The sequence below is a fragment of the candidate division KSB1 bacterium genome (assembly GCA_034506255.1).
GTDB classification, from domain to species: Bacteria; Zhuqueibacterota; Zhuqueibacteria; order Zhuqueibacterales; family Zhuqueibacteraceae; genus Coneutiohabitans; species Coneutiohabitans thermophilus.
Genome location: JAPDPX010000003.1, coordinates 125,376 through 152,372 on the forward strand (window position 1 = coordinate 125,376; position 26,997 = coordinate 152,372).

At 60.6% G+C, this 26,997-nt stretch carries 20 protein-coding genes; 10 read left to right on the plus strand and 10 right to left on the minus strand.

The genetic code is table 11. The annotated features are described in order from the left end of the window. Positions 1 to 200 precede the first annotated feature (200 nt). On the minus strand, positions 201 to 1,475 hold the full coding sequence (gene larA, locus ONB52_06720) for a nickel-dependent lactate racemase (GenBank protein MDZ7415841.1): 1,275 nt from the start codon (positions 1,473 to 1,475) through the stop codon (positions 201 to 203). 779 nt (positions 1,476 to 2,254) lie between these two features. On the opposite strand from larA, the gene ONB52_06725 reads away from it, so the two are divergent. The 4 genes from ONB52_06725 to ONB52_06740 all read left to right on the plus strand — a co-directional run bounded on the left by ONB52_06725 (position 2,255) and on the right by ONB52_06740 (position 7,182). Then, complete coding sequence (locus ONB52_06725; GenBank protein ID MDZ7415842.1) at positions 2,255 to 3,334, plus strand: glycosyltransferase; 1,080 nt, start codon at positions 2,255 to 2,257, stop codon at positions 3,332 to 3,334. A 311-nt stretch (positions 3,335 to 3,645) separates the two neighbouring features. Beyond that, positions 3,646 to 4,761: a radical SAM protein gene (locus ONB52_06730; GenBank protein ID MDZ7415843.1), complete on the plus strand. Its 1,116-nt coding sequence runs from the start codon at positions 3,646 to 3,648 to the stop codon at positions 4,759 to 4,761. Positions 4,762 to 4,808: 47 nt separating this feature from the next. After that, positions 4,809 to 5,531 carry a polysaccharide deacetylase family protein gene (locus ONB52_06735; GenBank protein ID MDZ7415844.1) on the plus strand — a complete coding sequence of 241 codons (723 nt, stop codon included), beginning with the start codon at positions 4,809 to 4,811 and terminating at the stop codon, positions 5,529 to 5,531. Next, a complete protein-coding gene (locus ONB52_06740; GenBank protein MDZ7415845.1) occupies positions 5,515 to 7,182 on the plus strand; it encodes a capsule assembly Wzi family protein in 1,668 nt (555 codons plus the stop codon). The genes ONB52_06735 and ONB52_06740 overlap by 17 nt, the downstream gene beginning before the upstream one ends. Before the next feature lie 1,260 nt (positions 7,183 to 8,442). On the opposite strand, the gene ONB52_06745 is transcribed toward ONB52_06740, so the two are convergent. Further along, a complete protein-coding gene (locus ONB52_06745) occupies positions 8,443 to 9,348 on the minus strand; it encodes a DUF4394 domain-containing protein (GenBank protein MDZ7415846.1) in 906 nt (301 codons plus the stop codon). A 443-nt stretch (positions 9,349 to 9,791) separates the two neighbouring features. Between ONB52_06745 and ONB52_06750 the strand changes: the two genes are divergently transcribed. The 5 genes from ONB52_06750 to ONB52_06770 all read left to right on the plus strand — a co-directional run bounded on the left by ONB52_06750 (position 9,792) and on the right by ONB52_06770 (position 16,438). Then, positions 9,792 to 11,357, plus strand: coding sequence for a M20/M25/M40 family metallo-hydrolase (locus tag ONB52_06750; protein MDZ7415847.1), 1,566 nt, complete (start codon positions 9,792 to 9,794; stop codon positions 11,355 to 11,357). 167 nt (positions 11,358 to 11,524) lie between these two features. After that, on the plus strand, positions 11,525 to 13,018 hold the full coding sequence (locus ONB52_06755) for an AAA family ATPase (protein ID MDZ7415848.1): 1,494 nt from the start codon (positions 11,525 to 11,527) through the stop codon (positions 13,016 to 13,018). A gap of 85 nt (positions 13,019 to 13,103) precedes the next feature. After that, positions 13,104 to 13,616, plus strand: a complete 513-nt coding sequence (locus ONB52_06760; GenBank protein MDZ7415849.1) for a hypothetical protein — start codon at positions 13,104 to 13,106, stop codon at positions 13,614 to 13,616. A gap of 22 nt (positions 13,617 to 13,638) precedes the next feature. Continuing rightward, on the plus strand, positions 13,639 to 14,178 hold the full coding sequence (locus ONB52_06765) for a GNAT family N-acetyltransferase (protein MDZ7415850.1): 540 nt from the start codon (positions 13,639 to 13,641) through the stop codon (positions 14,176 to 14,178). A 388-nt stretch (positions 14,179 to 14,566) separates the two neighbouring features. Next, positions 14,567 to 16,438 carry an alkaline phosphatase D family protein gene (locus ONB52_06770; protein ID MDZ7415851.1) on the plus strand — a complete coding sequence of 624 codons (1,872 nt, stop codon included), beginning with the start codon at positions 14,567 to 14,569 and terminating at the stop codon, positions 16,436 to 16,438. A gap of 221 nt (positions 16,439 to 16,659) precedes the next feature. On the opposite strand, the gene ONB52_06775 is transcribed toward ONB52_06770, so the two are convergent. The 8 genes from ONB52_06775 to ONB52_06810 all read right to left on the minus strand — a co-directional run bounded on the left by ONB52_06775 (position 16,660) and on the right by ONB52_06810 (position 26,016). Beyond that, positions 16,660 to 17,160, minus strand: a complete 501-nt coding sequence (locus tag ONB52_06775; protein MDZ7415852.1) for a hypothetical protein — start codon at positions 17,158 to 17,160, stop codon at positions 16,660 to 16,662. A gap of 186 nt (positions 17,161 to 17,346) precedes the next feature. After that, the gene (locus ONB52_06780; protein ID MDZ7415853.1) at positions 17,347 to 19,053 is read right to left on the minus strand and encodes a CehA/McbA family metallohydrolase; all 1,707 of its coding nucleotides are present in this window, start codon (positions 19,051 to 19,053) and stop codon (positions 17,347 to 17,349) included. Positions 19,054 to 19,094: 41 nt separating this feature from the next. After that, positions 19,095 to 20,291 carry a glycosyltransferase gene (locus tag ONB52_06785; protein ID MDZ7415854.1) on the minus strand — a complete coding sequence of 399 codons (1,197 nt, stop codon included), beginning with the start codon at positions 20,289 to 20,291 and terminating at the stop codon, positions 19,095 to 19,097. A gap of 68 nt (positions 20,292 to 20,359) precedes the next feature. Beyond that, complete coding sequence (locus ONB52_06790; GenBank protein ID MDZ7415855.1) at positions 20,360 to 21,124, minus strand: rRNA pseudouridine synthase; 765 nt, start codon at positions 21,122 to 21,124, stop codon at positions 20,360 to 20,362. Positions 21,125 to 22,061: 937 nt separating this feature from the next. Beyond that, the gene (locus tag ONB52_06795; GenBank protein MDZ7415856.1) at positions 22,062 to 23,315 is read right to left on the minus strand and encodes a glycosyltransferase; all 1,254 of its coding nucleotides are present in this window, start codon (positions 23,313 to 23,315) and stop codon (positions 22,062 to 22,064) included. 91 nt (positions 23,316 to 23,406) lie between these two features. Then, positions 23,407 to 24,399: a PP2C family protein-serine/threonine phosphatase gene (locus ONB52_06800; protein ID MDZ7415857.1), complete on the minus strand. Its 993-nt coding sequence runs from the start codon at positions 24,397 to 24,399 to the stop codon at positions 23,407 to 23,409. A 125-nt stretch (positions 24,400 to 24,524) separates the two neighbouring features. Then, positions 24,525 to 25,250: a hypothetical protein gene (locus ONB52_06805; GenBank protein ID MDZ7415858.1), complete on the minus strand. Its 726-nt coding sequence runs from the start codon at positions 25,248 to 25,250 to the stop codon at positions 24,525 to 24,527. Between the two features lie 31 nt (positions 25,251 to 25,281). Continuing rightward, positions 25,282 to 26,016 carry a hypothetical protein gene (locus tag ONB52_06810; protein ID MDZ7415859.1) on the minus strand — a complete coding sequence of 245 codons (735 nt, stop codon included), beginning with the start codon at positions 26,014 to 26,016 and terminating at the stop codon, positions 25,282 to 25,284. Positions 26,017 to 26,514: 498 nt separating this feature from the next. Here ONB52_06810 and ONB52_06815 point away from each other — a divergent pair, with 498 nt between their 5' ends. Next, on the plus strand, positions 26,515 to 26,997 hold the full coding sequence (locus tag ONB52_06815) for a PTS sugar transporter subunit IIA (protein MDZ7415860.1): 483 nt from the start codon (positions 26,515 to 26,517) through the stop codon (positions 26,995 to 26,997).

A 26,997-nucleotide genomic window follows, 5' to 3' on the forward strand; every position in this document is an offset into this window, starting at 1 on the left:
GATGGGTGATGAATGGACGACTCGTACCCGGCCCGCCGCGGCGCCGCGGGCACGATTGCGGTGAAAGAGCAGGCGCTTGCCGGAACTTCAGGCCAGCCCGCGCGGGCGCACAGATGTTGCCGCGGGCGCATCTTGTTGGCGCGAGGAATGGCAGTTCAGCATGTACCTGCAAACAGGCTCGACTTCAGAAACTGCCCGAGTCATACCAGATAGGGTACCGTCATGGCGCCGTTCGGCAGCAGGTAACAGGACTTCGCCTCCGGCAGCCAGGTGAAAGCAAGCTGCAGCGCTTCGGCCAGGCTGTTGGCCGGATGAAAACCCAGGCGCCCCACGGCAGCCGCTTCCAACTGACTGAGCAGAATGATGCGTGCTTGCGCAGTCTTCTGCCGCATCGAAACCTCCAGCGCCTCCCGGAAATGATGCTGGTGCAGGAAGGCACCGGCGGCTCTTTGGGGCATGGGCACGGCCGTTGCGCCGGCGTTTTTTTTCAGTGTCATGTCCTGATCACACGCGGCCGCCAGAATCACCACGCCGCCCGGCCGCACAGCCGCCATGGCATTGTGCAGGGCGGTGTGCGCCTCGCTGAAGCTATGATCGTGGGGCGCGCCACCACTGCTGACAATCACCAAATCGGCGGGATGGGAGATGGGGATGCGATAAAGATCATCCACCTGATGACAGCCGGCGGCAAAGGCCTGCAGCGCCTCGCCTGCCACCGCACCGATGAGATTGCCGCAATCGTTCAAAATCGTATGCAGCAAAAAGTCAATGGTGAGAAAGCGAAAGGCCTCGCGCATATCCTGCTGCAGCGGATTGCCGTCCACCACGCCGGCGCGGCAAAGCGGATGCAAACCCTGACCACCGGCAGCCAGCGCAAGGCCGTAGAGCCGTTCGATGGTTTCGGCGCCGGCACAATCCGGCACGATCAAGCTGGGCCCGCCGGCATACCCCGCAAAGGGATGAAGGCTGACTGCGCCGGCCAAAATCACGCGGTCAAAATCCAACAGCAGACGGTTCACAAACACTGGCGTGCCGCGGCGGGTGCGCCCGGCGTATTCCAGGGCGTGGACATCCAGTGCATCGTGGTAAAGCACCGTTGGCGAATCGCGGCGGGTGGTGGTCGATCTCACCAAATTCGGAACGCCGTTGCGCCGTGCGCCCCACGTTCCGGCTACCAGGATGGTAATGTCACGGCCTGCGAGACCCAGGCGGCGCAACCGCTCCAATAAGACCGGCAGGAAGAGGGCGCCACCGGCGCTGTGCACATCGTCGGGCACAACCAACAAGACGTTGCCGGCGCCGCGAAAGACTTCGTCGAACGGATGGCAACCCAACGGATGGTCCAGCGCCTGGGTGATGAGATCCTCGGGCTTTTGCAGCGTGGCCACATATTTGGGCTTCAGCTCGACGAATTGGCGCGGCGGCCGAAACTCCGCCTGCAGCGCACCCGTGCCGTATTTCAGTTTCAAAATCATGAGAGCTTCAAATCCAGAAAAAGGCCTTCGTTTGGGATGACCATGACGGGCAAAAGCCCCCCTGCCACCCGCCGGCCGGCTGTGTAATGGCACTCTCAAGGCCGCCGAAGTTATCAGATTTTGCCTACAATGTCAAGTCAACCTGTTTGTCCTGTGGAGATTGTTCTCAAGTAATACACTCGCAGACCGGGTGTCTTGAGTTGAAACATTTTTTTGAAATTTCTGCAATATCTCCGGCGGCTATGGGGGTGGCATAACGAACAAAATAATTCTTGACTTACAATGAACCGGTTGCGATCGATTTTCTGGCACAGTGTTGGCTAAATGAAATGGCGAGCAGTCAAGTGATACAACATGGCTATTAACTTGACTGGTTAATGAGAGCACCTCGCCGCACGCAACTTGCACGACTACATTCGATAACGGCGATGGGGCTACCGAGGTAAAACAGGAGTTCGGCTACCCCATCATCCATTATACTTCCATCCTTAAAACTCGTTTTTAAGGACACCTACCCCAAAGAGAAGGGACACGGTTTCGCGCGCCGTGTCCCTTTTTTATTGGCCTCTGCTCCAAGCATTACCGACCGGAAAGTTACATCCTCTTTACCAGTCACATGTCCCCACTCCCGCGACCGCGATGCGCGGGCACCGAGCCGCAAGCTTCGGGGCGGCATCAGGACAAAGTTTACATGCGCTGCAAACCATTTGAAGAGCTGGCGTGGCCAAAATTCACTTGCCTTTTAAAGCGCGGATAAATACTTTGGCGCCACTTTGCACATGCTTCTCAGTGCTTGTTTTATTATTTACTTGGCGCTGGTCGGCTGGCTGATGCGTGGTATCTGGCGCTATCGGGTGTCTGTAAAAGATTGTAGCCTGCCCGAGTGGCCACCGGTCACGATTATAGTCGCCGCGCGCAATGAAGCCGCTCAACTTGCAGATCTCAATTCGTGTCTGCAACGTCAATCCTATCCCAATGATCGGCTGCAGATCATCATTGTTGACGACCGCAGTGAGGATGACACCCCGGACATTCTGGCGGAGCTGCAAAAACACAACCGGTTCGAGGCCCTGCGGCTCGAAAATGTTCCGGAGCGATACAGTCCAAAAAAGTACGCGCTCAACCACGGCCTGGCCGCCGCGCAACACGATATCATTTTGCTGACGGATGCCGATTGCCGGCCCGGCCCGGAATGGGTGAAGCTTGTGGTTTCCTGTTTTCAACCGGGCACTGTGGCGGTGGTGGGCTTCTCTCCGGTGATGAGTTGCCATGCGACTCTCAACGGTCTGCTGCTGCTGGACAGTCTGGCCGTGGCCGCCGCCAGTCTCGCAGGCGTGGGCTGGCGCAAACCCTTCCTGGCAACCGGGCGGAATCTCGCCTATCGCAAATCTGCTTTTATGGCTGCCGGTGGCTTTGCAGGCTTTGCCCGGCAAGTTTCCGGCGATGATGATGTTCTGATTCAACGGCTCGCACGAGTGGGGAGGGTGGAATATGCCCTGCCACCGCCGTCACATGTTTGGAGTGTCGGTGGTCCGGCTTCGCTGCGCGCCTGGCTGCGGCAGAAACGCCGGCACCTTTCTGCAGCGCGCAGCTATGTGCCGGCCGTGCAGCTCGGCTATTTGGTTTTTCATGCGTGCAATGTCGCGCTTTGGCTGGCACCGTTGCTGGTCGGCTGGCGGGGTCTGCTGCTGCTGGTGCTGAAATGCGTCGCAGATTTTTGGGTTCTGCGCGGTGCGGCGGTGCGTCTGACCTGGCGACCGCCCTGGGTTTTCTTCTGGGGATGGGAAATTGTGCATCTCCTGTTGCATTTGCTCGCCGGTGCCGCGACATTTGTGGGCAAGCCGCGCTGGAAAAACTGACTGAACCAATTTCGGTCGGCAACGCCGGCAGCGGCGCTCTCATTCACAACGATCAGGGGCCGCAGGGAGAATGAATCATTTCCGCCCACGGCCGTCGCCATTTTCTGACATGCTGCTGCTTTGCGCTTTTGGAAAATTCGCACGCTGTCTGTGACTGAGGTGGAAAGGCCTCAATCTGGCGCAGCAGGAAAAGGACGCTCACACGGCGCGGGCTGCCAAGCCGTGCTTCGATGGTCACCTGTCCGTTGCGGCATCAGAGTGAATATGGCGGTTAATCCCCTTACGCTGTTAAGGAAGGCATTCCTGCCGCTATGATCAACTTGCCCATCCTGAAATCGGCACCGGCAGTGGCTGCCCCCCCCGCCCGCGCGCCGGCAAGCCGCGCCTCCTTGCTGGATCGCTGGGAAATACCCTTCGGCAGGGAGGTCGCCCTCGGCCGGCTGCTCCGCGCCCTGACGGTCAGGCGCTTGTGGAATGCCGTCCAGGCGCTCGCCTCCTTTACGCTCTCCGCAATTTTGAAAAGAAACATCGTCTGGGGTGTGCCGCCGGTGCTCACCATCGAGCCGACCAACATTTGCAACCTGCACTGCCCACTGTGTGTAACCGGCAATGGCACGATGGAACGACCCAACGGCCGCATGGATTTTCCGCTCTATGCGCGACTGATCGATGCGCTGGCGGAGCGCGCGCTTTATGTGGTGTTCTTCAACCAGGGCGAGCCGTTCATCCATCGCCGCTTCCTCGAGATGGTGGCCTATGCCCATCGCCGCGGCCTTTACACCACCACCAGCAGCAACGCGCATTACTTCGATCCCGCCACCGCCGAGGCCACGGTGCGCAGCGGCCTGGACACCCTGGTGCTCTCGGTGGATGGCGCGACGCAGGAGACCTACAGTCGCTATCGCGTCGGCGGCTCGCTTGCCCGGGTGTTGCAGGGCATCCGCAATCTGGTGGCGGCCAGACAGCGGCTGCGCAGCAAAACTCCCCACCTTTTCCTGCAATTCCTGCTGATGAAGCACAACGAGCACGAACTGCCGGCAATGGCACAGCTGGCGCGCGAGCTCGGCGTCGATCGTTTTCTGAAAAAGAACATTCAAGTTGAGACCCTCGAGGAAGCGCGCCTCTGGCTGCCCGGCGAGGAGCGCTATCGCCGCTATCATCTCAGCGAGAATGACTTTGCCGTCAAGCACGGCAGGGGCGTGTGCCCGCGGCCATGGCTGACGACGATGGTGAATTGGGATGGCACGGTGGTGCCCTGCTGCTTCGACAAAAACGGCCATCACACCACCGGCGATTTGCGCACCACCGGCTTCCTCCAGGTGTGGCAGGCCGGTGCCTACCAGCAATTCCGGCAGCGCATGTTGCGGCAACGCGAAACCATCGCCATCTGTCAAAATTGCAATCAAGGAATCGGCCTGTTTGTGTGAAGACCGGCCGCCGCCCGGCTCAAATGCTCTTCAACCACGGGAACAACGTGACGCAATTCTTTTTCAAGCGCTTCGAGCGCATGCCCGAATTTCTCGTGCGAATGTTGCCGCGCTTGTGGTGTCGCGCACCGGCCTCGCACAATCGCGTCTATCTGACTTTCGATGATGGCCCGCATCCCGAACGCACGCCCCTGATTCTCGACGTGCTGGAGGAGTTTGGACTGTGCGCCACGTTCTTCCTCATTGGCAAGCGGGCACAGCGTCACCCCGGGCTGGTGCAGCGTCTCGCCGCGCGCCATCGCCTCGGCAATCACACCTGGAATCATCCCAATCTGCGCTGGCGGGGGCCGCGCGTGTTTGCTGCCGAGCTGGAACCCACCCGCAAACTTCTCGAAGATCTGGCGGGCACCGCCGTGCGCCTGTTCCGGCCGCCCTATGGCGCATTCGGGCCGTCGTTGACGCGCTATGCGCGCAGGCACGATCATCAAATCGTGCTGTGGCAGGTGTTGCCGTGGGATTTCCGTCCCGAGCGCAGCGCCGCACAGATCGCTGATTGTCTCGTGCGCCACACCACCGCCGGCAGCATCATCGTGCTGCACGATGGCCACGCCTGCGCCGGCAAAACCGCCGCTGCCCTGCGCGTCGCGCTGCCGGTTTTGCTCGAACACGGTTTCACGTTCGCGCCGCTGCCCAATTGCGATCTCAGCGGTGCGCCGGCCGCATCCCGGTCATCACAAACAGCAGGCTCGTTTTTTGGCATCTCTTTCTGACAGCCGGCCGGTATCGCGGGCACACCACCGCGGTCGCACGCCCGGTGCCGCTGCACTCACCGCCCGCCGGCAGGAGCAGGTGGTGCGAAGCAGGCAGAGGTTGAAGCTGGCCGTCATGGCTTTGAGTTTTTCCCTCTGGCTGACGGGCAATGCCGCTCTGCATGCCCAGTCCGCCGCCGTTCCCCTTTATCACACCGTTTATCCCTTTCTGGAAAAACTGGCCGCCGATCTCCCGCAACACAGTCTCGCTTTACATGTGATTCCGGTGGATCGCGAGCAGGTGCGGCAAATTCTGCTGGCGGCGCGCAGCGCCAACCTGCAACTCTCGCGGGCCGATCAAGCCCTGTTGGAACAATATCTCGCGGAATTCACGGATCCGGTTGCCGGCGCAACACCGCCCGCCGGTGCGGAGCGCCATTTCTGGCGCCATGAAGAACGCGGTGCCCGCCTCTTCGTCGATGTCTTCGGCATGCAACGCTTCGCATTCCAGCGCGGTGACAGCGCCGGGCAAGATCTGGACATTTCACGCACGCGCGCCGGCGGCCGCCTGCGCGCCCAGCTCCCGCCGCGCTTGTTGCTGGCGGTGGAAGTGAGCAACAGCATGGAGCGCGGTGCGCCGGATTCCGCGGAGGTGTTCACACCCGGTCGCGGCCAGCCCCTCGTGCTTTCCGGGGGGTCAGCCTTCCGCGAGACGGCGATCGCTTATGCCCGGCTGCAACTGCCCTGGTTTGAAATCGAAGCCGGCCGCAATCAGTTCGCCTGGGGTGTCAGTCCGCTTACGCAGCTTGCCCTCAATCGCGAAAATCAACCCTTCGATCTCGTGCGGCTGGATTCCCGCTGGCGCAGGTTTCGCTTTGTGTTCGTCCACGCCAGCCTGCGCGCGGCACAGCGCAAGTTTCTGGCGGCGCACCGCCTGGAGATCATGCCCCTCCCCACTTTCCTTTGCGCCGTTGGAGAAACCGTGATCTATGGCAGCCGCGGCGCCGAGTTCGAGTACCTCAATCCACTCATGCTCTATCACGCCGCCGAGCATCTCCTGGGTGACAGGGACAACAACGTGCTCACCCTCGACTTCGCGTGGTTTCCGCGGCCGGGGCTGAAGCTCTACGGCGAAAGCTTCATCGACGATTTGAGTTTGGAATTTCCGCTCGGCACCTATTTTGGCAACAAACTTGCCTGGCTCGCCGGCGCTTTCTGGACGCGGCCATTGGGCTGGCGCAGTGCCGACCTGCGTCTGGAGTACAGCCGTGTCGATCCCTTCGTTTACACCCACGAATTTCCCCAAAACGTTTACGAGCAGGATGGCGAAGCCCTGGGCAGCCGCTTCGGTCCAAATGCCGATCGTCTCACGCTGGCACTCGGCTGGCGACCGCATCGCGATCTGCAAGCCACTGGCCGGTTGCACTGGCAGCGCACCGGCCGCGGCGATTTGTTCCGCGCCCACCGGCCGGAAGACGGCAATGCCAAGGGCTTCCTGAAAGGAACGGTGATCACGACGCTGTACGGCAACCTCGCCCTGGAGAATCAAATCCGACGGGATGTTTATTTGGGGATTGAGCTGGAGTGGGAGGCCGCAAAAAATGCCGGCTTCGTGACGGGCCTGACCAGCCACCGCCGGCAGGCCGCATTCACCATGCGGGTGGATTGGTGACAGCTCACAGCAATCTTTTGCATGACAGTTCGGCCACGGCTTGCAAAAGTTTTGTGTGTCGTTCCAGGCCACGGCCAGGCCATTGCAGAGCCGGGGTCAACCGCCACTTTTTTTAGATCATCCGACTCAAGCGTACATGGCCACATGACTGTTCTTTGCATCTGATGAACTCCGCTAGGATGGAGATGTTTATAGCGAAGTGCCGTTCGCCGAAATGAAACCCCAGCGGGGTGACATGTGTATCGTGCCTCCTCATTGACCTCATCTTGAATTGAAGGCAAACGCCGTTACAGGTCACTCCTCAAGGAGTTTGAAGTTGGAGGTGTTGGCAATTACTACAGCCATTTCACCCTTGGCGGGGTTGGGCCGTTCGCTATCAAGTTGGGGCAAGTGGCTCTCAGCAGAGAAGGCCCTGAACTGATTTTGCGATTCTTTTCATCTTGTTGTCGCAAAATGTACGCAAAATTCCGATGATCCCTCTTTTTTCATCGGGCAGGCCGGTTCCCCCAACGTCACTGCTTTTTCAAGCAAAACAGAAAACTCTCACGCAAAGAGTTTTTCCGCAGCAATCGCCAAACAACAACCCCCCAGCGCCTCAAAAATCACACAGGCCACCAAGTTTCCCTCATGCGCTTGGTGGATTGCGTGGGTCAAAAATCTTCGCCGTGACAGTTCCGCCCCCTTTTTGATCTGCCACGGCTAAGCTGTGGCATTCCTGCAGAGCGCCTCTGGGGGATTGCAAAACAAGGCCGCGGTCAAACCGCGGCGCAACGGTCATTGTTTGCGACAATCCCTCCGGCTTCGCATCCTTGCGTATTTTGGCTTTTGGCTTTTGGATTTTATGGCTTCGAAAAAGTAGGCAGCATTGGGCCGGTTTCCCGGCAGGACGAGGAAAAATCTTGTCCGGCGTTTGGCCGGAAAAGCACGTTGCAAAACCCGCCCCGGTATTTCCCTTGAGAGAGCAGCAGGATGGACTCATGATGTCACGATGCCGCAATCAAGCAACACACGGCACTTGCCGGCTGGAAGAAGCACACGCCACCGTCGGGCGTTCCGCAGGAGTGCTCCCCCATCCTCGTCTTCTTCTTGTAATCGACAGCCCTCCGCGTTCCGGCGCGGAGGCTTTGTTCGGAAAAAAGTAAATGACACTGTCAGGTTTGCCGGCTTTCCCAAACAGCAGCGGGCGGATTTTGCAACCCGCCCGCGCTCGTTTCACGTCCCGGTGTTTGTCGGGATGATCGCAGGGAAGGGACGTGAGGATCAGGGAACTTGCACAGCCATGGCGGTGATCGGCAGGCGCTTGTCGATACGGCCGAGAGTGTGCAAGCGGCCGGTGGCAAGATCCACTCTCACCAGTTTGGCATTGCCGCGGCTGCTGCGATCGAACAGCACGGCGTAGGCCGAGCCGGAGGGCCCAATGTCGAAGCCGGTCAGCAAATTGATATTGCGATCGAGCGGGGCGATTGTGTTCAGCACGCCGTTATTCGGCGGATTTTGAATGGTCAGGACATCGGTTGCCGCGTCGAGATCGTAAAGCGTCGTGCCCGTCGCCGGATCATTGTCCGGGTTGGTGTAGGCAGCACCCACCGCAGCAGGCTGCCGACCGGCGTTGCGGTCGCCGCCGGCATAGGCCAGCCTGCCGTCCACTGCGACCACCGTACCCAGATCGGGATGCAGCCGCAAATTCTGACCGGTATTGCTGATCAGGCGGATGCGATCGACGGTGGGGTTGAAATCGAAGCCGAACGAAGTGCCCTCCAGCACCGGTGAAAAGGGCTGCGCGCCGACCGGAGTGGCCGCTGCGGTGTGCCGATCGATCACATACAACCTGCTGTTGCTGCTGACTGCATACAACTTGCCATTTGCCGGACGGAAATCGAGGCCGAGCAGAACTTCACCAAATTGCAAACCGGTGACCCGTTCCTGCCAAAGAATCTTGTCGGGCTGGTGGCTGCTGAATTTCAACAGCCTGTTGGCCGCGGTGACCGCGTAGATGATATCATGCGAACCATTGTCCTGCTCGAAGTCACTGCCTTTTTGCAGCCCGGCGGTGTGGTCGTCCGTCACAGGCGCATTGGTGATGCTGGAATCGTTTTGACAGGCGGCGAGAAAAAGTGCGGCAGCCAGCAACGCGGCCGGCAGGGCCGTGATCCTTTTCATCTTCATGCATTTTCCTTTTGCGATGAACGGTGGTGATTAAAGGCAGAGAAAATTATCTCAGGAATACGGGCCTGTAAACCTGCCAGAGGGACGGCAGCCGGCGGTCAAACGCACAACCCGCCTGACCCTGCGCGCTGCCCTCGTGTCACTCGTAGCTACGAACAACCGGCCTGAGTGGATTGAAAAAGTGTTAGCCCAGGATGTTCCAATTTTGCCCGTGCCCGGCTTTCTTAAAACCGGAGGTCGTGAAGAAACCGGGGAGGGTGAGAGAATGCAGGCCGTTGCAGCAAGAGTCGTTGCGAAAACTCAGTGCGTGCGTGCGGGCCCTGAAAAGGCCGCCAACCACCACCAGTGGTGAAAAAACTCTCGCCAGGGATGGCCCCATTTTGTATTTTCCGCCAATCCGAAGTGCAGTGCACTCATCACCCCCAATCAAGCAGGAGTGAACGATGCGACAAACGTTTGCCGTTTTTGTGTGGCTGGCGCTTTACGGCCCGAGGCTGCTGTGGGCGCAGGAAAATGTCGATCTGCGCATGGTCAGCCGTATCAAGGCCGAGGGTCTCAATAATTCCAAAGTAATGGAGACGGTTTTTTATCTCACCGATGTGCATGGCCCGCGCCTCACCGGCTCGCCCAATCTGAAGGCCGCCGGCGAATGGGCGGCGAAAAAACTGGCGGAATGGGGCCTCGCCAACGCCACGCTGGAGAGTTGGGGCACCTTTGGTCGCGGCTGGACAATGGAGAAATGTGTGGTGGAGATGATCGTTCCGCATTACGCCCCGCTGCTTGCCTATCCCGAGGCCTGGACCGGCAGCACCGCCGGCGTGGTGACGGCGGACGTGGTGCATGCCAGTGTCGAATCCGAGGCGGATTTCGCGAAATATCGCGGCAAGCTGCGCGGTGCGATCGTGTTCACGCGGCCCGCGGCGGCCATCACATTTCATGACAAGCCCGAAGGCGACCGCCACGATGAAACCGAGCTGGCTGAGCTGGCGCAAATGGAAATGCCGGGTGGCCGCTCCGACTGGCAGGCGCGCCGTGAAGAATATCGCCGGCAGCGGGAGCTGCGCGACAAGGCCGCACGCTTTTTCAAGGAGGAAGGCGCACTGGTGCTGGTGCAGCCCAGTCGCAAGGGTGACTACGGCACCGTTTTCGTGCAGGGCGGTGGCAACCGCGCGATGGGGGCGCCACCCGAGCTGCCCGCGCTGGTGATGGCGGCGGAGCACTACAACCGCATCGTCCGTCTGCTGGAAAAAGGCATTGCCGTGAAGCTGTCCGTGCAGATCGAAAACAAATTCCACGATGCCGATTCGCTGGCATACAACACCGTGGCGGAAATCCCCGGCGTCGATAAAAAACTCAAGGATGAAATCGTGATGCTCGGCGGCCATCTCGATTCCTGGCATGCCGGCACGGGTGCCACCGACAATGCCGCGGGTTGTGCCGTGGCCATGGAGGCGGTGCGCATTCTGCGTGCGCTCGAGGTGCAGCCGCGCCGCACCATCCGCATCGCCCTGTGGAGCGGCGAGGAGCAGGGCCTGCTCGGCTCGCGCGCCTACGTGAAAAAGCATTTCGGCGATCCCGAAACCATGCGCTTCACCCCCGCCCACGAAAAGCTGTCAGCCTACTTCAATCTCGACAACGGCACCGGCAAGATTCGCGGCGTGTATTTGCAGGGCAACGAAATGGTGCGGCCGATCTTCGCCGCCTGGCTGAAGCCGCTGGAGGACCTGGGCGCAACCACGCTCACCATTCGCAACACCGGCGGCACCGACCATCTGGCCTTCGAGGCCGTGGGTCTCCCCGGCTTTCAGTTCATTCAGGATCCGATGGAATACAGCACGCGCACACATCATTCCAACATGGATGTTTACGATCACCTGCAGGCCGGCGATTTGATGCAAGCTTCCGTGGTGATGGCAACATTCGTCTATCATGCCGCCATGCGCGACGAAAAGTTGCCGCGCAAGGATCTGCCCAAGCCGCCCGCGGCGCCGCAGACGACGATGCGCTAGTGCCTTGCAGTCTTGACTTGCACAAGTGATTTCCTGTGTCATTCTGAAGGAATCCTGTGAAGCACGCGGTGGCGTTTTCGGCATTTCGCGAGTTCGCTGCGGCCTACAGGCAAGCAGGATAATTGCAGCAAGTCAGCGCTTCAGTGCCAGGAAGTTTTCTAACTCCCATGAAACAACAAACTCTGTTTTCTTCGCTCTCTGCTGACTTGGAAGCCACCTTGCGAGAGGACAATCCCTGGTGGCGCGGCGAGCGGATTTTTGGCCTGCCGGCGACCAGGCGCTGGGCTTTTACACCGGTTCTCACCCATCTCAAGAATGGTGTTGCGCCGATCACTGTTTTGCGCGGCCCGCGCCAGGTTGGCAAGACCACGCTGATCAACCAGATGATTCAAGCTCTGCTCGATGAAGGAATCGCTCCCTCGCGCATCTTCCGCGTGCAATTCGATGAGTTGCCGCAACTGCAACGATTGCACGAACCGATACTCACCCTGGTGCGTTGGTATGCCGACTCGGTACTAGGGAAGAGCCTGAATCAGGCCGCATGGGACGGCGAGCAGGCGCTCATTTTCCTGGATGAAGTTCAGAACCTCTCGGATTGGGCGCCGCAACTGAAACACCTGGTGGATATGCAGCCGGTGCGGATGGTGGTGACGGGCAGCTCTGCTCTCCGCATTGAGGCCGGCAGGGACAGCCTGGCGGGACGCATCACCACGCTGGACATGGGGCCGCTGTTTCTGCGCGAGATCGGTCACATGAGAGCATTCGGAGATGTTGCGGCATTTCTTCCTGACAACGGCCTGGCAGCGCTCAAGGAAAAAGGCTTCTGGCAGGAGTTGCGCCGCTTTGGCGAGCAGCACCACGAGTTCCGGCGTCTTGCTTTCACGGCTTTCTCGGAGCGCGGCGCCTATCCCGTGGCCCACGGCCGCACCGAACTGCTTTGGGAAAAACTCGCGGATCACCTCAACGAAACCGTCATCCGCCGCGCCATTCAGCATGATCTCAGGATGGGACTGCGCGGCCAGCGACGTGATGAACATCTGCTTGCAGAAGTGTTTCGCCTGGCCTGCCGCTATGCCGGTCAGGCACCGTCGCAAGCCCTCTACCTGACGGAATTGCGCCAGAGCTTGCATGCGAATATTGGGCCGCAACGCGTGCTGGCCTATCTAAAGTTTCTGGACGGCACGCTGCTGTTGCGCTTGATCGAACCCCATGAGTTGCGTTTAAAGAAGAAGAGGGGAGCGCCAAAGCTCTGTCTGTGCGATCACGCTCTGCGTGCCGCCTGGCTGCAAGAAACCGTACCGCTCGCACCTGCGGCATTGGAACGATCTCCGCATCTTGCTGATTTGGCCGGGCGAATTGCTGAAAGCGTTGCCGGCTATTTCCTGCGCTCGATCGTCAATCTCGGTGTCACTCATTTTCCTGAACGCGGCGCCGAACCGGAGGTCGATTTCATTCTTACCGTTGGCGAGCAGCGGATTCCGTTGGAAGTCAAGTACCGCCGGCAGATCGATTTCAAAGACACGCTCGGCTTGCGTGCTTTTCTCGAAAAGTCGCACTACAACGCACCTTTCGGCCTTCTGATCACGCTCGGTGAGGAGGCGGGGACAGATGATCCGCGCATCATCTCGCTGCCGCTTTCGACGCTACTTCTATTGAAGTAAAGCAGTGTTGTGTTGGAAGTAGAATGGCCATTGCGCCGAGCCAGCATCCTTCATCTCGAAAAAGTCGAACCAAGGAGCTGCATTCATGCGATCATTCTTTCTCCTTCCCGTTGCCCTGCTCGCCTTGCTGGCCTGCCAAAACGGCAACCCGCCGCGCCAGCCTGAGACGGAAACGGGCGGCGCCATTTCGCCGCGCGAAGGCGCGCCCTCGGCGCCGGAAGCGCGCGTGCCTGATGAAGCTGCGGCGCAAGCCCTGCTGCAGCTTCAGGAAAAAGTGATGCAACAGCCGCAGGAGATCGCAGCGCGCCGCGAATTGGGCGCGCGCGCAATGGATGCCGCCGCCGGCACGCTGTGGACCGTCGGCCGCGGAAGGATTCCGCCCGGTGAGAATCTGGCAGCAGTGGCGCAAAGCAAAGCCCGGCAGGCCGCACTGCTGGACGCCAGCCGCTGGGCCGCCTACCTTTTGGAATGGCAGAAGAATGATTATGCCACTGCCTTCGGCTCGCTGCAAGGCACTGTGCCCAATGGCACGATCGTCCGCGAGAGCATCACCGACTCCCTCTGCACCGTGCTGGTGAAAACCACTCTGCCCAGGTAACCGCACCGGCTGGAAGAAAGCAATGGAGCTCAAACTCGAACGTTGCACCATTCGGTCGTGGCAACCGGGTGACGAAGCCGCGCTGGTGCGCCACGCCAACAACCGCAAAATCTGGCGCAATGTGCGCGATCGCTTTCCTCATCCCTACACCCTGGCCGATGCTGAGGCGTGGATCGCATTTGCCGGCGCCCAAGATCCTTGCATCAATTTCGCGATCGTGGTAGCCGGCGAGGCCGCGGGCGGCATCGGTTTCGTGCTGAAAGATGATGTCGATCGCCGCTCCGCCGAGATCGGCTACTGGCTGGGCGAAGCGTTTTGGGGCCGCGGCATCGCCACCGAGGCGGTGCGGGCGATGACGGCCTACATGTTCGAACATTTCGATCTCTGTCGCATTCAGGCCATGGTGTTCGAATGGAACAAGGCCTCGATGCGGGTGCTGGAGAAGGCGGGCTATGTCTGCGAAGCCCGGCTGCGCGGCAGCGCCACCAAGGACGGCCAGACTATCGATGATTTCATCTATGCCTTCGTCCGGCCTGAGCGTTTTCTGTCCCCTGCACGCTGACACAACACAGCCCCGGGCTCACCAGCCCGCATGATGTCATTTTGTGGAACAATTTTCAGCAGCCCCGGGCCCAAATTGCCGGGGCGACGATGCCGGTGCCAGGAAGGATTTCCCCGGAATGCCAGGCAAGTCCGGGCTTCCTCCTGGAAAACAAAAAATCGCCATGCGCCGGCCCGGCGGCACGATGCGCTGTGCAGACCACCATGGTTTCCATCCCGCTTTGCGATACCGATTGTCTGTCGGAAAACGTTCTCACCCCGGCTGAGGCGGGGCTTGCAAAGCCGGAGGTGGTGAAGACCCCGGGGATTTTGACGCCACGGCCCGGCCATTGCAGTCGCAGTCGTTGAAAAGTCAGCGATTTCGGACGAAAACAAGGATGAAAGCCCAAATGCCATCCCCGGTTTTTCTGCTTTCTGCATGGCGCCGCTGCCCGCCGCATGGGTTGCTCGTCGCGATAACCGTCTGCGTGGTGCCGTTGTCCGCGCAAACCCTCACCCACGGCCCGTTTGTCGGCGCGGTCACTTCACAATCTGCCCGCTTCTATGCGCGCGTGGTGCCGGCCGCTGCCGTTGCCATTGAGCTCGCAACGACGCCGGATTTCAATGACTCCCGCATCACTGCCGCGCTGCACACCGATTCGCTGCGGGATTATGCCGCGCTGCTCGAACTCTCCGGTCTGCAGTCCGATCAACGCTACTACTATCGCACGCGGATCAACGGCCAACCCGCCGGCGAAGTGCGCCGCTTCAAAACCTTTCCGCGGGAAGGCGGACGCGCGCCATTTCAATTCGCCTTTGGTTCGTGCATCGTCGTGCGCCGGCAACCGCAGCCCGGGGACGGCCGCGTCTTCACGGCCATGAAGAATGATGATCTGCGTTTTTTCCTGCAGATTGGCGACTGGTGTTATCCTGACACGACGGATTCACCGGCCCAGCCGCAGCGTGTGTTCAGTGCCGACCTGCGCCGCGTGCAGGAGAGCTATCGCGCCAAGTATGACACCACGCACGCGCTGCAGCAGGTGCTGCGCACCACGCCGGTCGATTATGTTTATGATGATCACGATTATTTGAACGACGATGCCTCGGCGCTCAGTTATCCCCGCAACGATTCCATGCGCACCATCACCGTGCCGCCGGTGGCGCGGGAGAACAGCCTGCGCGCCTACCGCGAGAACTTCCCCGGCTATCCACTGCCGAATCCCCAGGCCGGCATCTGGCACAAATTCACCTGCGGGAATGCCGACTTTTTCATGCTCGACACGCGTTCCCAGCGCCGCCCCAATCTCGAAGCCTTCGTTTACAATCCCGTGACCGACAGCATCGAATTCGCGCCCGGCCCGCAGCATTCCATGTTGGCCGGATATGAGGTGCCCGGCGAAAATCAAATGGACTGGCTGTTTCGGGAATTACAGGCCTCGACTGCCGATTGGAAATTCCTGGTCTCCACCGTGCCGTTCAATCGCGGACTGCGGCCGGTGATCGATTTGTCGGTGAGCATGCAGGACAGCATTCTCACGGTGCCGGGCTATGGCACCGGCTCGCTGCTGCGCGTCGGTTTGGGTTTGGCGGACAAATGGGTGGGCTTTCCCGCCGATCAGGAGCGGCTGCTGCAATTCCTCGCCGCGCATGACATCAAAAACGTGATCGTGCTCAGCGGTGACTCGCACACCGCGGCGATCGACGATGGCAGCAATGCCGGGCTGCCGGAGGCGATGGCGGGCGCACTCGAGCAATCGAATTCCCGGCTGGTGTTTCTGCTCGAATTGTTCCGCTTCAACATCTGGAACGGGGGCGGGCAGAACAGCAGTAACGGCAATTTCAATGATGCCTATGGCCGTGTGACGGTGTTTGGTGCCGATTCGGTGCGGCTGGAGATCGTGGATGAATTCGGCGCATTGGTGGCGGCCAAAACCGTTCGCTCCGCAGCCACCAGCGCGGTCACCTCTTCCCCCGCAACGCCGCGCGGCTTCACTTTGTCCCATATCCATCCCAATCCTTTCTCACCCACCCAGCCGCCGTTTGCCGCCAGCATTGTGTTCGCGCCGGCGCCTGCAACCTCCTTCGAAGTGATGATCTATGATCTCGCCGGCCGCCGGATTTTGCGCCGCCTGCTGCCGGGCGGGGCGCGGTACTTTCGCTGGACGGGCAATGATGAAACCGGCACGCCGGCCGCCAGCGGCGTTTATTTCGTGCGCGTGACGCGCACCGAGGCGCACGGCCGCCGGCAGGTTGCCACGCAAAAGCTTTTGCTGTTGCGCTGAAGTATTTCCGACCAGCATCGTTCCAGCGGTGCAAGGCCGGTTGGCTCGCGCGCTGCCATCATCTCGCTGCCGCCGGTTTTCTTCGCCGGGCGATTTACGGACGCTCGTTCGCGTCTGCTGCCTGCTCTTGCTGAAACGTCTGGAACATCTTCACAAAGGCCGGGCGATTGCGGCATGCCTGTCGATATTCCTCGGTATTGGTCGGCACGTGTTGACTCCAATTAAATCTCCCGCATCTCCTCAGGCCAGGTCAGCACGAAGTTCTTGCCGGTCTTGTACGCTTTCGCATGGGTCGCGGGGATGGTGCCTTCGCTCGCGTCGATCACCAGCATTCTCTCGTCGTTGGAAAGCAACTCACCGGCGACCGCGCTCTGCCCGCTTTCCCGCAGCGCCTCCGCCAGATTGTCCGTGACAACCGCCAGCCGGCGCGCTTGCAGTTTGCCGTCTTCCAGGTAGAGCTGCTGACTCTTGAGCTGGAATCCTTTTTCTGCCAGCTCGAGCGAATCCGCATTGCTCTGCCAGCTCGAAAGCAGGTCTGCAAAATCTTCCTTCAATCTGGTTGCGCTTTCGGCATCACTCGAGAGATTGTGATGGATCAGTGTCACCTCCGGCGGCTGATCGTTGCCAAAGAACCGGAAGCGAACCTCCACGGCCTCGACAAAGAGACAGCCGTTCATCACCAGCAGAACCAACGTTGCGGCCAGCAAAGCGAACTTTTTCATGAGCGCACCTCCCTCTCAACAAAGTTGATGATTTTCCGAAAACCCGTCCGGCTTTGACGACTGCCATGAGCTGGCACGGCGGTGCAATTCGTTTTCTCAGTTGATTCGCCTCGCGTGATCCCCGGTGGTTCAGAGCTGCCTCGCCGGAAAATATGCCGTGCAGCTCATCTTCGCAGAGCAAAATACTCACGTTTCTGCATGCGCCGGCGTGACCCATATGGGATTGGTCAAGGCCCGGCAAAATGTGCTTTGCCCGGGCAGCAGCGGCGTGCGCTCGCTGAGCGCTTCAGCGCGCAGGTAGAAGTCACGGCCGGTGTGCGGTAACGGGACTTCCGCCTGATAAGTGAATGTCCGCGCCGCCGGCTGCACTTCATGAATAATTTCCTCCCGGTGCTGCGCCGGATCGCCGCGCCAAATTCTCACCTGCGCCAGGCTGCCGAATTCCGCCGTGCTCACCGCCGCGATTTGAAGCCTGCCGGATGCCAGCGGTATGTAATCGCCCAGACGGGCTTGCCTGCCCGTGGCAGCGATGACGCGCAAATCGAGCAGCGGACCGGTGGTCAGGCAGGCGCGGCCGAGGCGCAGTGCGGCCAGCAGGGAATCGAGCCCGAGGCGGCCTTCGAGCAGGGCGGCGGTGCGCACACTGCCGAAAAGATGGCGGTGATGTTCCACCATTTTCACAAAGGGGAACGCAATCTGGCGGAAGCGATTGAAGTTGCCGTGGGCATCGCTGCCGGCAATGGTGTAAATGCGCCGACCGGCCAGCAGCAGTGCGCGCCACTGTTGCAGACCTTCCTCCTCCCACTTTTTCCCGCCGTTCCAAAACTGCAGGCCGTTCAACCGTGGATGGGCCAGATCCGCATGCTGCCAATGACCGCGGCCGAGCAGCCATTTCTCCAGCACGGGCGGGGGCACGGCGGGATGTGCGGCAAAGGCGAGCGCGTCCGGCTCGAGCTGGGCCAGCACCTCTGTGATGGTGTGTTCAGGCCGGGTGCGCAGCCAGCGTTCGGCGCTGTCGCCGCTGCCACGAATGAAGCGGGAATGATTGAAAATGAGAAAGTGCACGTTGCGGCCCTGCGCGTTGCCGCACGAGACTTCCTCGCCGGGAATGATGACAAAACCGGAAGCACCGGCATTGTGCGCCGCGATTTCCGCGCGCAGCGCATGCCATTTGCGCAGCGCCGGATCGTTGTGCAGATAATCATCGGGGAAGTCATCGAGATCATAAGAATGATCGGTGACGGCGCAGAAAGACAGGCCCATGGCTTTGCCGAGCGCGGCGCAGGCGCCGAGGGGCGCGCCGAATTCCACCTGGTCGCTGGTGGCATCGCTGTGGCAGTGCAGATCGCCCTGGCAATAGCCCGGCAGAGCGGGCAGCGGCTCGCCGGCGAGCAGCAGGTGAAAGGGCGCATGGCTGGTGCCGACATAGTTGTCATTCACACAACGAAGCTGCCGGCCGGCAAGGCGATAGTCGATCGTAATGGTGACCAGCGCCGGCCCCTGCGCCGCGGCAGGCAGGGGCACCGGCACCACCCGCCACCACAGCGGCGCGGTGATGATTTCGTTGAGAGTGAGCTTGTGGGTGAGGGGCTGGTTGCATTTGGCTGCGGGCGTGGCGAACTGGAGCGTGACGGTAAGCGATTGCAGCTCGCAGGGAAAGCGGCCGGCATCTTTGACGAGCAATAAAACCGGCAGGGGCGTGTGCGGCTCCAGGCGCTGCGGCACATCCGCCACAATCTCGGGCTGGCGGCGATAGAGCCGGCTGGGCGTGAATTTGAAGCGATAGTGAATCTCGGCATAGAGCAAAAACAGCAGCGCGGCCGGCAGGATCATCCCGTCACAATCAAAAACAACGGCCGCCACGAAACCACAAAAGCCGGGCAGATGGGGCATGTCATCTCATTCGTTGCGATGCACTGCAAAGCAAGCCGTCATCATCGGGGCGCCGCCCCGGGCATTTCCTCGACACTCTTGATTTGACCCCGGACATTCCAGCGGTAACGCACGTCCTTCCACTGAACCGTGGCCGGCAGCAGGATGGTGGGCGCGAGCACAAAGCTGTAGAGGAAAAAATAGCCCTCGAAAAGCAGAAAGCTGCGCAACAGCGGCCGCGCCCGCAACACGCTGGCGCAACGCCACAGCACGGCGAAATCGCTGCCCAGCTTGAGCAGCAGCCCGGCGGCGAGCAGCGCGGGCGAAACCACGGCGGCAAGCACGAGCGCGAGCTGGACGCTGAAGCCCATCCCCATCAGGGTTTTGGCGGGCAGGCCCATTTCCTTGCCGCCTGCCGCCCAGCGCTGGCGCTGGTGCAGAAACTCCCGCCAGCTCGCCGGTGGAAAAGAGTAGATCGCCGTGGCTGGATCCAGCGGAAAGCGCACCCGCCATGCTGTCGTGCGGACGATCCGCTGCATCAGGGCGAAATCCTCGATGATGGTGAAGCCGATGGCCTGATAGCCGCCGACTTGTTCATAAGCCTGGCGGCGAAAGCCAAAGTTGTTGCCGAGAATCGAAAGCGGCCTGCCCCAGCCGGCTGCCCCGGCGCCGATGGCCAACAGGAACATCCAGTCGAGTGTTTGCACGCGGCTGCCGCAGTGATCTGGCGCCTGCGCCGGCCGCAGCGTGTGAAACGGGCTGAGCAGGGTGAAGCCGCCGACCAGGCCGGTTTGCGGGGTGAAATGGCGGACCAGGGCTGCCACCCAGGTGGGTGGCACCAGGCAATCGGCGTCCGTGACCAGAATGATTTCGCCGGTGGCGTGCGCCAGCCCCTGACACAGGGCACTGGCTTTGCCGGACATGCCCGCCAGCCGCTGTGTGAGTGAAACCACTCGCACCCGGGGGTGGCGGTGCGCAAAATCCGCGGCAATCTCACGGGTACGATCCGTCGAGCGGTCGTCGATCACCAGGATTTCGAGGTGTTCCGCGGGATAGTCGCACTGCACCAGGGTTTGCAGGCAGGCGGCGAGATACCGCTCTTCATTGCGGGCCGCAACCAGAACGCTGACGCGCGGCCAGGTTCTGCGGCTGGTGTCGTTCTTTCCCGTTGCTGGTACAAAAATGCCGCGCAGCAACAGCAGGGAGACAAGGGCATACACACCGAACAGGCAAAGCAGAGTGATTTCGAGTGCAATCATGCAGGCGTCCGGCGAGAGACCATGGTTTTCCGCAGATTGTGGTTGGGAGGGAGGTTCCCGGCGTTTGCTCATTCAGGAGGTTGCGCCACTGCCCGGCGCAGGGCCTGCACTTCGGCAGTGGTGAGTTCCCGCCATTCGCCGGCGGACAGGTTGCCGAGAGTGAGCGGTCCAATGCGGATGCGCTGCAGGCGCAGGACCCGGCTGCCGACCGCGGCAAACATGCGCCGTACCTGCCGGTTTTTCCCTTCGTGGATGGTGATGCGCAGCCAGCGGCCCTCCTGGGAATCCGGATCAGGTTCGACCTTGGCCGGCAGCGTCAGGTGGCCGTCGAGCAGAATGCCCTCTTCCAGGCGCCGCAGTTCCGCTGCGGGTGGCACGCGATGCAACAGAACGCGGTAGACCTTTTCGACGCGGCTGGTGGGACTGGCGATGGCGTCTGCCAGAGGACCATCGTTGGTGAAGAGCAGCAGGCCTTCCGAATCATAATCCAGCCGGCCGACGGGAAAGAGCCATGCACGGCCGTCCGGCCTGTCGGAAGAGCTGTTGCCGAGCCCGGGTTGCGCCATGGGCATCAGATCGAAAACCGTGGGCCGGCCGAAGGAGTCGCGGCGGGTGGTGACATAGCCCGGCGGTTTATGCAGCATGTAATAGCGCAAGGGTTGCGCCGTGGTCAGTGGCTGGCCATCGAACACGATTTGATCTTCGCCGAGGGTGATCCAATACAGGGTGTTGCGTGCAGTTTTGCCATTCACCTGCACGCGACCGGCGCGAATGGCGCGCCGTGCCTCCTGGCGTGAGCACACGCCGAGTTTCGACAGTGCGCGCACGAGCATCACCCGCTGCTTTTTCGCTGCCGCAGGATGGTGAGCGTGGAAAGAAGTCATTGCAAAATGAAGGTATGGTTTGGTCAGTGTTGCCACGGAAACGCCGGCAGGCTGCCAGTCTGCCGGCGGACAGGATGATCTCTGCGCTGAGTCGCCGCACGTAATTGAGGCATTACGCTGGAGCGCAACCGCTTCCGCCGCGGCGACACAGCAGGCGAGGGCGGCGTTGGCAGCAGCCCTCCAAAACCCTCACACGAAAATGAAAGCTCATGGAAAAAGTTTTTTTGGGAAAAAGCTCCGCCTGCGAAAGCGAAGTCTGACGAAAAAAATTTTCGTGGGAGTGTATTTTCGTGGGAGAGGAAAGATGGCGGTTTCTCCGCAATTGTCACGAAAATACCTGCCGGCAGACAAGATGTCTAATTGTCACTAATTTTTCAAACAAAGCAAAAAAACTCTCACGCAAAGAGTCTCTCTGCAGCAATTGCCGAACAACAAGCCTCAGCATCACAAAAATCACACAGCCCACCAGGTTTTCCCTCGTGCTTTTGGGATGGGCATGGTTAAAAATCTTCACGGTGCCAGGTCAGTCCCCTTTTTGATCCGCCACAGCCTGGCCGTGGCATTCTGTCAGAGAGCCACCGCAGGATCGCAAGAGAAAGCCACGGTCAAACCGTGGCAGAACGGTTATTCTTGGTGAAACCCCTGCGGCTTCGCGTCCTCGCGTTTTGGCTTTTGAATTTTATCGCTGCGAAAAAGTTGGCAGCATTGCATCTCTTCTCTGCAGGCGGGGATGCCTGCGCTATTCCACGAGTTACCGTGGGATTACCCCCATAAAATCTGAACTCCCCGGAAAACGATCAGCATTCCGTGGGGTAAAATTCGCTTTGCTTGCAACGATCCAGCCTTGCCGGAGCGGCAGACGAAAGCGCCGGCGCCAGGCAGCGATTTACCCGGCATGTTGCGGACGGTGCGCGGCCACCGGCTGATGCGCCGTGGTGGTGGCAAAGCTTTGCCCGCGCCAGGTGAATTTGGCAAAAGGCGCGCGCGTGGCAAAATAGACCACATAGAGCGGATGCAGAAGTGCAGCCGGGACAAAATATTTCAGCAAACCCTGCTCTTGGAACCAGGCGGCTGCCCGGCGCAGCAGGAGGAATTCGCCGGTCGCTTTGACGCTGCCGCAGAGCAGCGCCAGAGCGGGCAGCGCTTTTGCGCCAAACATGAAGGACAGCAGGCCGGTGAGCAGCAGGAGATTGAGCAGATAGACTGCCACCAGCCCCAGCGTCACGCCCGGTTCATAATGCCGGCCCTTGGAGGCATAGCGCGTGCGCTGCGCGTGAAACTCCCGCCAGGAAGCCGGCGGCCGTACCGCTGTTTGAACCGCGGGATGGCCGGCATAAGCGATGCGGCCGCGACGCTGCGCGTGCATCTTGTGCAGCAGGAGATCGTCGTCGCCGGAGACGAAATGGGCAATCCCTGCAAAGCCATCGATGGCGAGATAGGCTTCGCGGCGATAAGCGAAATTGCTGCCGGTGCAGGTGAGCGGCCGGCCGGCACCGATGCTGCCGGCCGCCACGGCGGCAAGCGAAAAATATTCCAGGGCCAGAATGTTTTGCAGCCAGGTCGTGCGGGGATGATATGGCGAGTAACCGCACACCATGACGACGCCCGGCCGGAATTGCGCCGCCATTTCACTCACCCAGGTTGGGCCCACGTGCGCGTCGGCATCGGTGAGCAGAATGAGATCACCGTGCGCCCGGCGAATGGCATGGTCGAGGGCGCGCTTCTTGGGCGCAAAGTCCGGCCGCGTGTCGTGCATGCGCAAGTGGCGGGCGTTCGGGTGCTGCGTGGTAAAGGCCGCCATCAATGCACCGGTGCCGTCGCTGGAGCGGTCGTCGATCAGCAGAAATTCGAGGCGGTCCGGGGGATAATCCTGGCGTGCGAGATCCGCCAGCAACCGGGGCAGATGCGCTTCTTCATTGCGGGCGCAAACGACGACGCTGACGGCGGGCGGGGACGCCGTCGCGGGTGGGACGGGGCGCGCCTGTTCATTACCGTGGAATTGTTGCGCCACCCGCAGTCCCCGTGCCAGCCAGAGCAGGGCACCAACATAGCCCAGGGTCAATGCGACGAGCAGCGCCATGGCGGCAATCAGCATCGTGAAACGTGGGAGATAATGCGATAATTGGCGTTGCCGGATCATTTGAGCCGGCGCCCGCCTGCGTGTTCCCTGCCATGCTGCACAGGGGGAGGCGCGCCGCGCGCGGTCTATTTCACTTTGCCGGTTACAATGCTCACATCATCGGCAAAGCCTTATCGGCAAAGCCTTTCCTGCCGGTGAAGTCGCGCAAAGCCAGGCGCATTCCCCGGATCATGTCCCGGGGCGGGGCGTGGCGAAGCAGTGCGATGGTTTGTGCCAGCCGATCTTCGCCAAATTCCTCCTGCGCCTGATTCCTCGCTTCGGTGACGCCGTCGGTGTAAACCACGAACACATCACCCGGGGCAGGTGTCACCGCTGCCTCGGGGTTGTCGAAACTTTTGGCCAGGCCGATGGCGGCGCCGGTGGGTTGCAGCCATTGCAGCGGCGGGCCGGCTTGCTCCCGGCCGCGCAGCAGCAACGGCGGATTGTGGCCGGCGTTGCAATATGCCAGCACCCGGCTGCCGGCCTCGAAGCGCGCCAAAAAGATGGTGATGAATTTGATCAAATGCACGTTGTGGCAGAATAGCCGGTTCAGCCGCCTGATCACCGCTGCCGGTCCGTCGCTTTCCGGCACGAGAATGCGCAAGGCCGCCTGCAGATTGGCCATCAACATGCTGGCGGGCACGCCCTTGCCCATGACATCGTCAACCGCCAGACCGGGCGCGCCGTCACGGAAGCGAAAGAAATCGAAGTAATCGCCGCCCACGAGGGCTGCGGGCTGGCTGAAGGCTGCGAGCTCGAGGCCGGGAAGCTGTGGAATCTCCCGGGGCAGCAGAGCCTTCTGCACCTTGTGTGAAAGTTCGAGTTCGGCTTCTAGTTCGCGGCGTTGCCTGGCGGAATAGTGATCGATGCACACACAGGCGGTGAAGTCCATCGCCAGCCGGTCGGCTTCGATATATTCGTGGCAGACTTCATACAGACCCAGGGTCCGGTCATCGGCTCTGGCGAGCGCCTGCACCGCGCTTTCCGCCACCGGGCCGGTGCGGATTTTTTTCCTGGCAGGGGGTGCCGTTTGCCACCACTCCAGCAGGTTTTGGCGCTGGCGCGCGAGTTTTGTGCGAATACGCTTGAGAATGCGGGTGTTCATACCGTTTTCCCGCCGGCCGGCACAGCCAAATGGGCCGCCGCACGCGCTTTGTCACCCGAAAACTTTCAGATACGCGGCTGCACCAGCCCGTCGTCGCACCGCCGACGAAACGGCATGCCGGCACTTCAAGAATTCCCCCCGGGCTTGATGAGATTGGAGAACCACTTGGCCAGCGGTTCAAACGCCAGTCCGATCAACACCCCGCCATAAAAGTCTCTCACATGAAAAGCGATGGGCAACTCGGGCATTTCCATTGCGGTGAAGCGAAAAAGAAAAGTGGCCAGCAGAACCACCAGGCTGCCCACGCCAAACGTCAGCCAGTGGGGCGGGTGGGCAACCGGCGCCGCCATGCTGCGATATCTCCCCCATAACCAGCGAAACCCCATGATCACAATCACACCCAGAATTCCACCCATCACGACTGCCCACCAGGTGCCCAGCGGGCTGAGAGAGAAGGGCAGTTCGACCACGTGCTCGGGACGGTTGGCCTCGCCCACGACCTCGTATTTGATGCGGATGGTGCCGCTGTATTTTTGGTGACGATAAAACAAAAGCTGCCAGGCTGCGCCCAGTCCCACCCCGGCCGCGCGGATTTGCAGCTCCTTGCTGCCATTGGGATCGAGATCAAACGTCCCGTGCGCCACCGGCACTTCACGCTGCCGGCTGCCGGCGGTCAGGGCCTCCGGCAACTCGATCGTGGTGCTCAACACCGTCAAGTGGGAGCAGGAGGCATTGCGCACCAGCAGATGAGCGGAGATGGGATCAGTGGCCGTCGCCATCGCCGGCGGATCGAAATGCAGGCACAGCGGTGGCAAGGTTTGCGACCACAGGGACGAGGCCAGCAGCAACACCAGCCACCCGCCTGCAATCGCGGGCCGGCGTTCAGCTTTCCCGCAAGAGCGTGAAAACCATTTTGCGCTTGTTACGCGCCAGCGTGCGCATGCGCGGCACGGATTCAAACGCCTCCAGAAATTTCTGATAGGCCTGCCAGCGCTCGCGATATTCGAGATCATTTTTGATGCGCTCCCGGATGCGTCGATCGTTTGTTTCCACGCGGACAAAGGCGGGATACATGCGCAGTGTTTCCTCCCACAGCTCGAGCGAGCGCGGGCTGAAAAAATGCGCGGAGAGGGCGGCAATTTCCTCATAGGCCTCCAGCAGGGCACGACGCTGTGCCGACTGCTGGGCGGCCAGTCGTTTATGTGCAATCCCCAGGGCGAAAGTGACTGCCGGAATGCGCTCGCGGTCACTGCCTTCCTGGCGCCACTGGTTCACCAGGCCGGCGCCCGGACCCCTGCACCATTTCAGATAGCGCCGCGCCACAGTAATGGCCTCCTCCAGATAAATCCTGGCTTCGCGTAGGGGCAGCCGGTCGGCGGCGTGCATGCAGGCATCGATGTATTCGAACAAGAAACGCTCCTGCAGCGCCAACGAGGCACGCTCGAACAGTTGCCCCTCGGCATGTTTCTGAAAACAGGTGCGGATGGCAGCACGCGGACTGCCTTCCTGCCGCAACTGTGTCGCTTTGGCGAGGACTTCCGCCAGGCTGCGTTCGTTTTGAGAAGCGGCCCAAGCCGTTGTCAGCAGGGACAGCGCAGCCGTGATCAACCGGGCCATAGCAGCCGGCGGGCGCCGGAGCGCGAAGCGCGGGGAAATAGAGGGAGAGAGAAGAATTGCAATCACCGCCACCTGACCCCTGTGATAAGGTGAGCAGCTTGGTCAAAAATTTCGTGCAATATAGCCAAATCGGCCGGACAATGCAATTGCAGAGTTGCCAGGTGCCGGGCGTCTTCTTCCGCCGGTCTTCGGCCCAGGGCAGGCACTGCGTGCGTCCGCTGAATTTTTAATCAACTTCATGCAAAAAACGGCCGCCTGCCATGCGCTGCGACATTGCTTCAGAGTGAAACAATATTGCCGGTTTAGTCGCGCGTCATTGAGAAATTGCCAAGTAAATGTTTCACCTGAAGCAGCCCCATAACAGGATTGTCACTTGAGCCCTGGCATGAGCATTGCTTGTTCGCAAGCGGTTCAAAAGGAACGGCTCCCCAACAAGGAAGGCAGTAAACACTTAAGGACTAAGGATTTTTTCTCATGAATGGACGTCAGAGACTTCCGATGCGGTTATCCGAATATCTTTCCGAAAGCCTGATCCTGCTGGATCTGAACACTGAGAGCAAGATCGAAGCCTTTCGCGCGATGGTTTCAAAGCTGGCGCATGCCAACATCGTCAGCGAGCCTCAAACCTTCCTCAAAGAAGTGATTGCGCGCGAAGAGATCGAGCCCACCTGCGTGGGCCACGGTATTGCCCTGCCCCATGCCCGCACACGCTGCGTGGATCGACCCGTCATCATCATGGCGCGTGCCAAGCGCGGCATCCCCTTCACGCCCACGCCGCAAGATCGGGTGCAACTGATTTTCATGATCGGCACGCCGGCAGACGCCCCCAACCTCTATCTGCAAGTGCTCTCCCAACTTTGCCGTCTTCTTCGCAACCATGCCTTCCGCGAGCAACTTTTATCCGCCACCACGTCCCGGGAAGTTTTGCAGCTCTTGAGCCAGGAGCCGGAGTGCGCGAATGTGAGTCTGGCCGCGGCGTGA

What these genes read in the sequence shown, in the direction of transcription:
- ONB52_06815 (MDZ7415860.1), top strand. Translation starts at nt 26,515, where the DNA reads ATGCGGTTATCCGAATATCTTTCCGAAAGCCTGATCCTGCTGGATCTG.
- ONB52_06785 (MDZ7415854.1), bottom strand. Translation starts at nt 20,291, where the DNA reads ATGATTGCACTCGAAATCACTCTGCTTTGCCTGTTCGGTGTGTATGCC.
- ONB52_06795 (MDZ7415856.1), bottom strand. Translation starts at nt 23,315, where the DNA reads ATGATCCGGCAACGCCAATTATCGCATTATCTCCCACGTTTCACGATG.
- ONB52_06730 (MDZ7415843.1), top strand. Translation starts at nt 3,646, where the DNA reads ATGATCAACTTGCCCATCCTGAAATCGGCACCGGCAGTGGCTGCCCCC.
- larA (MDZ7415841.1), bottom strand. Translation starts at nt 1,475, where the DNA reads ATGATTTTGAAACTGAAATACGGCACGGGTGCGCTGCAGGCGGAGTTT.
- ONB52_06725 (MDZ7415842.1), top strand. Translation starts at nt 2,255, where the DNA reads ATGCTTCTCAGTGCTTGTTTTATTATTTACTTGGCGCTGGTCGGCTGG.
- ONB52_06760 (MDZ7415849.1), top strand. Translation starts at nt 13,104, where the DNA reads ATGCGATCATTCTTTCTCCTTCCCGTTGCCCTGCTCGCCTTGCTGGCC.
- ONB52_06775 (MDZ7415852.1), bottom strand. Translation starts at nt 17,160, where the DNA reads ATGAAAAAGTTCGCTTTGCTGGCCGCAACGTTGGTTCTGCTGGTGATG.
- ONB52_06770 (MDZ7415851.1), top strand. Translation starts at nt 14,567, where the DNA reads ATGCCATCCCCGGTTTTTCTGCTTTCTGCATGGCGCCGCTGCCCGCCG.
- ONB52_06790 (MDZ7415855.1), bottom strand. Translation starts at nt 21,124, where the DNA reads ATGCTCGTGCGCGCACTGTCGAAACTCGGCGTGTGCTCACGCCAGGAG.
- ONB52_06755 (MDZ7415848.1), top strand. Translation starts at nt 11,525, where the DNA reads ATGAAACAACAAACTCTGTTTTCTTCGCTCTCTGCTGACTTGGAAGCC.
- ONB52_06745 (MDZ7415846.1), bottom strand. Translation starts at nt 9,348, where the DNA reads ATGAAGATGAAAAGGATCACGGCCCTGCCGGCCGCGTTGCTGGCTGCC.
- ONB52_06765 (MDZ7415850.1), top strand. Translation starts at nt 13,639, where the DNA reads ATGGAGCTCAAACTCGAACGTTGCACCATTCGGTCGTGGCAACCGGGT.
- ONB52_06800 (MDZ7415857.1), bottom strand. Translation starts at nt 24,399, where the DNA reads ATGAACACCCGCATTCTCAAGCGTATTCGCACAAAACTCGCGCGCCAG.
- ONB52_06810 (MDZ7415859.1), bottom strand. Translation starts at nt 26,016, where the DNA reads ATGGCCCGGTTGATCACGGCTGCGCTGTCCCTGCTGACAACGGCTTGG.
- ONB52_06750 (MDZ7415847.1), top strand. Translation starts at nt 9,792, where the DNA reads ATGCGACAAACGTTTGCCGTTTTTGTGTGGCTGGCGCTTTACGGCCCG.
- ONB52_06780 (MDZ7415853.1), bottom strand. Translation starts at nt 19,053, where the DNA reads ATGCCCCATCTGCCCGGCTTTTGTGGTTTCGTGGCGGCCGTTGTTTTT.